Origin of the sequence: Devosia sp. (assembly GCF_028290645.1) — a bacterium.
Classification (GTDB): Bacteria; Pseudomonadota; Alphaproteobacteria; order Rhizobiales; family Devosiaceae; genus Devosia_A.
This window is the reverse complement of record NZ_JAQGJL010000225.1, coordinates 1-8,326: the sequence shown is the minus strand read 5'-3', so window position 1 is coordinate 8,326 and position 8,326 is coordinate 1. Positions and strand designations below refer to the sequence as shown.

The 8,326-nt window shown below is 66.7% G+C and carries 8 protein-coding genes and 1 pseudogene; 7 read left to right on the top strand and 2 right to left on the bottom strand.

The window, feature by feature from the left end; translation table 11 throughout:
* Nucleotides 1–201 precede the first annotated feature (201 nt).
* Together JWQ89_RS12820 and JWQ89_RS12815 are read left to right on the top strand one after the other, a co-directional pair.
* A pseudogene (locus JWQ89_RS12820) lies at nucleotides 202–1,947 on the top strand (cation:proton antiporter); the annotation flags it as partial.
* Between the two features lie 572 nt (nucleotides 1,948–2,519).
* Nucleotides 2,520–2,948, top strand: coding sequence for an Rrf2 family transcriptional regulator (locus JWQ89_RS12815; protein WP_299641614.1), 429 nt, complete (start codon nucleotides 2,520–2,522; stop codon nucleotides 2,946–2,948).
* A 152-nt stretch (nucleotides 2,949–3,100) separates the two neighbouring features.
* Here the strand turns inward: JWQ89_RS12815 and JWQ89_RS12810 are convergent, their stop codons facing one another.
* Nucleotides 3,101–3,334 carry a hypothetical protein gene (locus JWQ89_RS12810; RefSeq protein WP_299641612.1) on the bottom strand — a complete coding sequence of 78 codons (234 nt, stop codon included), beginning with the start codon at nucleotides 3,332–3,334 and terminating at the stop codon, nucleotides 3,101–3,103.
* 9 nt (nucleotides 3,335–3,343) lie between these two features.
* On the opposite strand from JWQ89_RS12810, the gene JWQ89_RS12805 reads away from it, so the two are divergent.
* The 4 genes from JWQ89_RS12805 to JWQ89_RS12790 all read left to right on the top strand — a co-directional run bounded on the left by JWQ89_RS12805 (nucleotide 3,344) and on the right by JWQ89_RS12790 (nucleotide 7,317).
* Complete coding sequence (locus JWQ89_RS12805; RefSeq protein ID WP_299641610.1) at nucleotides 3,344–4,378, top strand: sulfate ABC transporter substrate-binding protein; 1,035 nt, start codon at nucleotides 3,344–3,346, stop codon at nucleotides 4,376–4,378.
* A gap of 73 nt (nucleotides 4,379–4,451) precedes the next feature.
* Nucleotides 4,452–5,339: a sulfate ABC transporter permease subunit CysT gene (locus JWQ89_RS12800; RefSeq protein ID WP_299641608.1), complete on the top strand. Its 888-nt coding sequence runs from the start codon at nucleotides 4,452–4,454 to the stop codon at nucleotides 5,337–5,339.
* Complete coding sequence (gene cysW / locus JWQ89_RS12795; RefSeq protein WP_299641606.1) at nucleotides 5,332–6,225, top strand: sulfate ABC transporter permease subunit CysW; 894 nt, start codon at nucleotides 5,332–5,334, stop codon at nucleotides 6,223–6,225. Before JWQ89_RS12800 ends, cysW begins: the two co-directional genes overlap by 8 nt.
* Before the next feature lie 45 nt (nucleotides 6,226–6,270).
* Complete coding sequence (locus JWQ89_RS12790; protein ID WP_299641604.1) at nucleotides 6,271–7,317, top strand: sulfate/molybdate ABC transporter ATP-binding protein; 1,047 nt, start codon at nucleotides 6,271–6,273, stop codon at nucleotides 7,315–7,317.
* A 213-nt stretch (nucleotides 7,318–7,530) separates the two neighbouring features.
* Here the strand turns inward: JWQ89_RS12790 and JWQ89_RS12785 are convergent, their stop codons facing one another.
* Nucleotides 7,531–7,809 (bottom strand): DUF1153 domain-containing protein, encoded by a 279-nt coding sequence (locus tag JWQ89_RS12785; protein ID WP_055046067.1) that lies wholly within the window; start codon nucleotides 7,807–7,809, stop codon nucleotides 7,531–7,533.
* 224 nt (nucleotides 7,810–8,033) lie between these two features.
* On the opposite strand from JWQ89_RS12785, the gene JWQ89_RS12780 reads away from it, so the two are divergent.
* The coding region (locus JWQ89_RS12780; protein ID WP_299641602.1) for a pyridoxamine 5'-phosphate oxidase family protein at nucleotides 8,034–8,326 on the top strand (293 nt) is incomplete at its 3' end.

Here is an 8,326-nt window from a genome sequence, read left to right as displayed (position 1 = left end):
CCCATTCTTAGGGGGAGGGGACAGGGGTGGGGGTCCACACGCACCATCCGGAATCGCGCCCGCACTGCAAAACGCGCCACCCATGATTTTGCCGCAGTTTTCCGGGTCTGATTGGGTTGCACCGGGGCGCGCTTTCCCCCATCGTCAAATCTTGTCCAGTCTCAATCAGCTTCAGGGTAAATCCCGCCGGAGGTATCGCCAATGCCGCACAGTACGCCCCTGATCTCGACGATCGTTGCGGGTCTGGTGCTGGCATTCATCTTCGGAGCGATCGCCAACCGCTTCCGGCTGCCGCCGCTGGTCGGATACCTGATCGCCGGCGTGCTGGTCGGCCCGCACACCCCCGGCTTCGTCGGCGATGCGGAGCTCGCCACCGAGCTCAGCGAGATCGGCGTGATCCTCTTGATGTTCGGGGTCGGGCTGCATTTCTCGCTGAAGGACCTGCTCTCGGTGCGGGCGCTGGCGGTGCCCGGCGCGATCGTCCAGATCGCCGGGGCCACGGTGATGGGGCTGGGCCTTGCGATGCTGCTCGGCTGGGGCCTCGGCGGCGGGCTGATCTTCGGGCTGGCGCTGTCGGTCGCCTCCACCGTGGTGCTGCTCAAGGCGCTGCAGGACCGGCACATGGTCGACAGCGAGAAGGGCCGTATCGCGGTCGGCTGGCTGATTGTCGAGGACATCGCCATGGTGCTGGCGCTGGTGCTGATCCCGGCCATCGCCAGCCTAAACGGCGTCGAGGCGGCGGAGCTGCACGACCCGTTCGTCGATTTCGTCGAACGCCTGATCGGCTCGCAACTCGGAATTTTCGGCATCCTCGGCATCACGGTGGTGAAGCTCGCGGCCTTTGTCGGTTTCATGCTGGTGGTGGGCCGGCGGCTGATCCCGATGGTGCTGCACTACACCGCCCATACCGGCAGCCGGGAGCTGTTCCGGCTGGCGGTGCTGGCGATTGCGCTGGGCGTCGCGGCGGGCGCCGCCTATCTCTTCGGCGTGTCGCTGGCGCTCGGGGCGTTCTTTGCCGGCATGATCCTCTCCGAAAGCGAGCTGTCGCACCGGGCGGCGCAGGAGAGCCTGCCGCTGCGCGATGCCTTCGCGGTGCTGTTCTTCGTTGCCGTCGGCATGCTGTTCGACCCGACCATCCTCTTGCGCGATCCGCTGCCGGTGCTGGCGACGGTGTTCATCATCGTCATCGGCAAGTCGGTGCTGGCCTTCCTCATCGTCGTGGCCTTCCGCCGGCCGGTGGCGACGGCGCTCACCATCTCGGCGAGCCTCGCGCAGATCGGCGAATTCTCCTTCATCCTCGCAACGCTGGGCGTCGGGCTCGGGCTGATGCCGCCCGAGGCGCGCGACCTGATCCTTGCCGGCGCGATCATTTCGATCATCCTCAACCCGGTGCTGTTCTTCGCGCTCGACGTCCTGCGCCCCACGCTTGAGAGCCGCTTCGGCCGGCCCGCCGAGGCCTTTGCCGGGGCCGGCGCACCAGCCGAGCGCACCGAGCCCGATCTCGTCGCCTCCAGCACGCACGCGCCGGCATCGGAGGTTCCTCCCGAAGCCGAGCCGACCCAGGTGCCGACCGCAAAGAGCGGCCACGTCATCGTCGTCGGCTTCGGCCGGGTCGGCTCGGTGGTGGGCGCGGCTCTGCTCGAATCGAAGACGCCGTTCCTCGTCGTCGAGGATGCGGAGGGCCGTGCCGCGGCGGCGCGCGCCATGGGGATCGAAGTGGTCGTCGGCAATGCCGCCACCTCGAAAGTGCTGGGGCTCGCCAATGTGGACCAGGCGCGTGCCGTGGTGATCGCCATCCCCAACGCCTTCGAAGCCGGGCAGGCGACGGAGCAGGCGCGCCGGCACAATCCCAAGGTGCTGATCGTGGCGCGGGCCCATTCCGACGAGGAAGAGGAGCACCTCACACATCTTGGCGCCGATATGGTGATCCTCGGCGAGCGCGAGATCGGGCTCGGCATGGTCGACGTGCTCACCCGCGACAGCAAGGCGATGGCCGAGATCACCGCGTCGGACGCCGTGGAGTCGGTGCTCGGGCCGCTCGCCGCCGCGGCGACGGTGCGGCTCCCGGCCGATCCGAACCTCCTCGCCGAGGCGATCGAGGCAGCGCAGGCCGCAGTGCAGCACCACGACAGCGGCCCCGCCGAACCCCCGGCCGTGGTGTCGGCCTATGGCGAGGAGCCGGATACCGAGACGGATGGACAGGTCGGGCCGGAGGAGGTCGGGCCCGACGAGAATGCGGTCGAGCCCGAGGACATCGCCGAACTCGAGGCGCTGGACGGCGCGCCGGAGGCTGCGGCCGAAGTCCCGGCCGAAGAAGCGCCGCCGGCGCCGGCCGGTCCGCGCCCGGCAAGGCCGGCGACAACGCCGGGGAGCCCCTTCAACCCGGAAGTACCGCCCCCGGTGGCTGAAGAGGAGCAGGCCTAGCCTCCATCGCCCGCGCTAGTGGTTTCTTCAGGCGGGACGCTCTATATCCTAGTGTAGCGGTCGAGTTAGCGGCCGCCCGGAGGCAGGGCCCCGCGATGATTTCGCAGAAGGCAAAATATGCGCTGAGGGCGCTGGTGGCGCTCTGCAAGGTGCCGGCCGGCGAGTCGATCATGATCTCGGAGATCTCGCGCGGCCAGGCGATCCCGAAGAAATTCCTCGAGCAGATCCTGCTCGAGCTCAAGCGCGCCGGCATCGTGATGAGCCGGCGCGGCCGGCTCGGCGGCTATGTGCTGCTGCGCTCGCCCGACAAGGTGACGTTCGGCGAAGTACTGCGGCTGATCGACGGCCCGATCGCGCCGCTGCCGTGCCTGTCGAAGATCGCCTACCGCAAATGCGTCGATTGCGCCGAGGAATCCACCTGCGAAATCCGCCACGTCTTCGCCCGGGTGACGATCGCCACCCGCGAAGTGCTGGACCGCACCACCCTCGCCGACGCCGTGGTGGCCGGGGACGTGCTGGTCTAGGTGGCGTAGCGCTGCCTGGGCCGGCGCGTGCGGACCTCCCCGGAGCAGGAGGAGACGACAACTCCGGCGCCAGTGTCTTGGTCTCCCTCCCCTTTCTTAGGGGGAGGGGACAGGGGTGGGGGTCGGCACGCACTGCTGCTGCTGCTGCCCCTTCAGCCCTGCAACCCACCGCCCCACAGCGCGTTTATTGCTGAATGTGCCGCTGAACGCGGTTTCACCTCCCGCGCAAAGCCATGCTCATCCACAGGCAGGGAATCGAGGTTTGCGCAATGGCGGTGCTGCTGGTAGCCTTCCCGAAGAAAGCTTTTCCGCTTCGCTATGTCGCCGCAACTCGCCCCTTCCTTGAGAATGCCGACTAACAAGGTAGAGTTACGGTAGTTGCTCATCAGGAGGACATGATGAAGAAAACGGCCAGAATTCTGGCGCTGGGCGGGCTCGTCGCGGCGCTTGCCCTTACCGGCGCGGTGACGGCCCGGGCGCAGGACCAGACGCTGCTCAACGTCTCGTACGATCCGACCCGCGAGCTCTACGAGCAGTTCAACGAAGCGTTCGCCAAGCACTGGAAAGACACCACCGGCGGCAACGTCACCATCGAGCAAAGCCACGGCGGCTCGGGCAAGCAGGCCCAGGCGGTGATCGACGGGCTCGGCGCCGATGTCGTCACCCTGGCGCTCGAGGGCGACATCAACGCCATCGTCACCAAGTCCGGGCTGATCGACGAGAACTGGCGCGCCGAGTTCCCCAACAACTCGACCCCCTACACCTCGACCATCGTGTTCCTCGTCAGGAAGGGCAACCCCAAGGCCATCGCCGACTGGGGCGACCTGGTGAAGGACGGCGTCGAGGTGATCACGCCCAACCCCAAGACCTCGGGCGGCGCGCGCTGGAACTATCTGGCGGCCTGGGCCTATGCCAACAAGGCGTCCGGCGGCGACGAAGCCAAGGACGTCGATTTCATCAAGCAGCTCTACAAGCACGTCCCGGTGCTCGATACCGGCGCGCGCGGCTCGACCGTGACCTTCGCGCAGAAGGAGCTGGGCGACGTGCTGCTGGCCTGGGAGAACGAGGCCTACCTGGTGCTCGACGAATTCGGCGCCGAAAATTTCGACATCGTCTATCCGCCCTCCTCGATCCGCGCCGAACCGCCGGTGGCGATCGTCGACAAGAATGTCGAGGCGCACGGGACCCAAGCGCTGGCAAAGGCTTACCTCGAGTATCTCTATTCCCCCGAGGGCCAGACCATCGCCGCGAGGAACCACTACCGTCCGTCCGACCCTTCGGTGGTCACCGATCCGGCGCTGGTCGCGGCCTTCCCAAAGATCGATCTGATCTCTATTGATGATCCGCTTTTCGGCGGCTGGAAGACGGCGCAGCCCAAGCATTTCGGGGACGGGGGCATCTTTGACCAGGTCTACACCCCTGCGCAGTAACGCTCGGGCAACGGCATCCACCGCGGCTGCCACCAGAGTTCCATCCCACCCCGCGAGAGCGGGGTGGAGTTTTGTGAAGCCCAGCGTCATCCCGGGATTCGGGCTGACCTTCGGCTATACCATCCTCTATCTCAGCCTCCTCGTCCTGATCCCGATCGCCGGCCTGTTCCTCAAGGCGGCGACGACGCCGTGGCCCCAGATCGTCCGGATCGCCACGGCGCCGCGCACCATCAATGCGCTCGAGATCAGCTTCGGCTCGTCGCTGATCGCGGCGCTGGTCAACGTGCTGTTCGGCGTCATCGTCGCCTGGGTGCTGGTGCGCTACAAATTCCCCGGCCGGCGCATCCTCGATGCCATCGTCGACCTGCCCTTCGCGCTGCCGACGGCGGTGGCGGGCATCGCGCTCTCGACGCTCTATGCCCCCAAGGGCTGGATCGGCTCGCTGTTCTCGGACAAGGGGCCGCTCTGGCAGTGGTGGCACGCGCAGACCTGGCTGCCCTTCGGGCTCGAGCAGTTCTCGCTCAATTTCAAGATCGCCTACACCCCGACCGGCATCGTCATCGCGCTGATCTTCGTCGGCCTGCCCTTCATCGTGCGCACCGTGCAGCCGGTGCTCGAGGAGTTCGAGCAGGAGCTCGAGGAGGCGGCGGCGACGCTCGGGGCCAACCGCTGGCAGACCATCGCCAAGGTGATCCTGCCGCGGCTCACCCCGGCGCTGCTGACCGGCTTCGCGCTCGCCTTCGCCCGCGCCGTGGGCGAATATGGCTCGGTGATCTTCATCGCGGGGAACCTCCCCAACATCTCGGAGATCGCCCCGGTGCTGATCGTCATCAAGCTCGAGGAATTCGACCAGGCCGGTGCGGCGGTGATCGCCGGCATCATGCTGATCATCTCTTTCGCCATGCTGCTCGTCGTCAACCTGATCCAGGCCTGGGCCCGGCGGAGGTTCGGCAATGTATGACGAGGAAGTCATCTATGACAGCCGCCGGCTGGTCCCGCCCGAGGAGCACACGCGGCCGACCACCGAGCGGCCGTGGGTGCGCCGGACGCTGATCGGCATCGCCGTGGTGTTCATGGGGCTGGTGCTGGTGCTGCCGCTGCTGCTGGTCTTCGTCGAGGCCTTCCGCAAGGGCGCCGAGACCTATTTCGCGGCGTTCTCGGACCGCAACTCGCAGTCGGCGATCACGCTGACGCTGCTGGTCGCGGCGATCGCCGTGCCGCTCAACCTGGTGTTCGGCGTCGCGGCGGCCTGGTGCGTCGCCAAATACGAGTTCTGGGGCAAGAGCTTCCTCATCACGCTGATCGACCTGCCGTTCTCGGTGTCGCCGGTGGTGTCGGGGATGGTCTATGTGCTGCTGTTCGGGGCGCAGAGCGCGCTGGGCCCGATCCTCAAGGCCAACCATATCGAGATCATCTTCGCGGTGCCGGGGATTGTGCTCGCCACCATCTTCGTCACCTTCCCGTTCATCGCGCGGGAGCTGATCCCGCTGATGGAGGACCAGGGCTCGGTCGACGAGGAAGCGGCGCTGTCGCTGGGCGCCACCGGCTGGCAGACTTTTACGCGGGTGACGCTCCCCAACATCAAGTGGGGGCTGCTCTACGGCGTGCTGCTCTGCAATGCCCGCGCCATGGGCGAGTTCGGCGCCGTGTCGGTGGTCTCGGGCCATATCCGCGGCAAGACGACGACCATGCCGCTCGACATCGAAATCCTCTACAACGAGTACAACTTCACCGCCGCCTTCGCCATCGCATCGCTGCTCGCGATGCTGGCGCTGGTGACGCTGGTGTTCAAGACCATCCTCGAGTTCCGCTTCGGCGACGAGCTCGCCGGCACTCGCCGACACTAGCAGCGCTCTCGCGCGACAGGACCAAAAGACGAAAGGCCTCACGGTTTGGATATTCGCGTCGACACCGTCCGCAAGGAATTCTCGCTCTACCCGGCGCTCAACGACGTTTCGCTGGAGGTGAAGTCGAGCGAACTGATCGCGCTGCTCGGGCCCTCCGGCTCGGGCAAGACCACCTTGCTGCGGCTCATTGCCGGGCTCGAGCTGCCCACCGCCGGCCGTATCTTCTTCGGCGACGAGGACGCCTCGGGCAAGACCGTGCAGGAGCGCAATGTCGGCTTCGTGTTCCAGGCCTATGCGCTGTTCCGCAACATGACGGTGCTCGACAACATCTCGTTCGGGCTGAAGGTGCGCCCGCGTTCGACGCGCCCGCCCAATGCCGAGATCCGCCGCCGGGCGATGGAGCTGCTCGACCTGGTGCAGTTGACGGGGCTCGAGAAGCGCTTCCCGCAGCAGCTTTCGGGCGGGCAGCGGCAGCGCGTGGCGCTGGCCCGCGCGCTCGCCATCGAGCCGCGCGTGCTGCTGCTCGACGAGCCGTTCGGGGCGCTCGACGCGCAGGTGCGCAAGGAATTGCGCAAGTGGCTGCGCGAGATCCACGATCGCACCGGGCACACCACGGTGTTCGTCACGCATGACCAGGAAGAGGCGCTGGAGCTGGCCGACCGGCTGGTGGTGATGAGCCAGGGCAAGATCGAGCAGGTCGGCACCCCGGACGAAGTCTATGACCGGCCGAACTCGCCCTTCGTCTTCTCGTTCATCGGCGAATCGAGCTCGATCCCGGTGGCGGTCGAGAACCGCGAATTGTGGAGCGGCGGCCGCGCCATTGGCCTGCCGGCCCCCGCCGACGCCCCGGGCGAGGCAACGCTGTTCTTCCGCCCGCACGACGTGGAACTGGTCGAGGACGGGGTCGGGGCCGCGCTCGCCGGCGTCGTCGCCGCCTCCCGCCGGGTCGGCGGCACGCGCCGCGTCGAACTCGAGGTCGGCGGCAACCCCAACCGGGTGGAAATCGATCTCCCCTTCGACCATCCGGCGGGCGAGCGGACGCGCATTGCTTTCCGGCCGAAGCGCTGGCGGGTGTTTCCGGGGAAGGTTTGAGCGACCCCGCCGGCCGTCCGGTGCTCGCCGACCCCCACCCCTGTCCCCTCCCCCTAAGAATGGGGAGGGAGACCCTCACACGGACTTCGCGGCGGACGTCTCCCTCCCCCTGTTCGGGGGGAGGGGACAGGGGTGGGGGTCGGCACGCACAGGACGACGACAAAAACCCGCCTCGGCTTTGCCGGGCGGGCCGTCGTCGGCGGTGCGAGGGCCTCAGCCTTCGCGGTAGTGCTGAATCCAGGTCGTCCGCAAGCCTGCGAGGCCGTGTTTGTCGATGGCGGCCTGCCAGTTGAGGAACTCGTCGACGGAGAGAGTGTAACGCTGGCAGGCTTCCTCAAGGCTGAGCAGCCCACCGCGAACAGCGGCGACGACTTCGGCCTTGCGGCGAATAACCCAACGACGAGTGTCTTTGGGAGGCAAGTCAGCGATCGTCAGCGGACTACCATCCGGACCGATCACGTACTTTACACGAGGACGCATTTGGACGGTCATTGTACTCACTTACTCAACCTGACCCATCCCGAACCGTAAGCCCATCGCACTTAAAATTCGGCTAAGGCATTACTTAAAATGCGTTAAAAGCCGGGGCTCTCGGGGTGGGAAGTCATTAACGGCTCAGCCGGCAGGCGCTGCCATTCGAGCCACAACAGTTCGTCGCAAGTTGCATGGAATGTAACTTCATCCGACGCTATCGCCCAGCCGAAAGGGGCCTCGACATGGCCAAGGACTTCCCCGCGCTGAATGCGCACCAGCGCGACTTCATTTCGCGCCAGCATTTCTTCTTCACCGCCACGGCGGCGGCGGGGACGCGCATCAACATCTCGCCGCGCTCGACCGACCTGTTCCGCGTGATGGGCGACAACAGCGCCTGCTATCTCGACCGCACCGGCAGCGGCAACGAGACGGCGGCGCATTTGAAGGCCGACGGGCGGATGACCATCATGTTCTGCGCCATCGAGGGGCCGCCGCTGATCCTGAGGCTTTACGGGCGGGGGCGGATCATTGCGCG

Bases quoted from the DNA above. Each gene is read 5' to 3' on its own strand.
- JWQ89_RS12805 (WP_299641610.1), top strand. From the start codon at position 3,344: ATGATGAAGAAAACGGCCAGAATTCTGGCGCTGGGCGGGCTCGTCGCG.
- JWQ89_RS12810 (WP_299641612.1), bottom strand. From the start codon at position 3,334: ATGAGCAACTACCGTAACTCTACCTTGTTAGTCGGCATTCTCAAGGAA.
- JWQ89_RS12815 (WP_299641614.1), top strand. From the start codon at position 2,520: ATGATTTCGCAGAAGGCAAAATATGCGCTGAGGGCGCTGGTGGCGCTC.
- cysW (WP_299641606.1), top strand. From the start codon at position 5,332: ATGTATGACGAGGAAGTCATCTATGACAGCCGCCGGCTGGTCCCGCCC.
- JWQ89_RS12785 (WP_055046067.1), bottom strand. From the start codon at position 7,809: ATGACCGTCCAAATGCGTCCTCGTGTAAAGTACGTGATCGGTCCGGAT.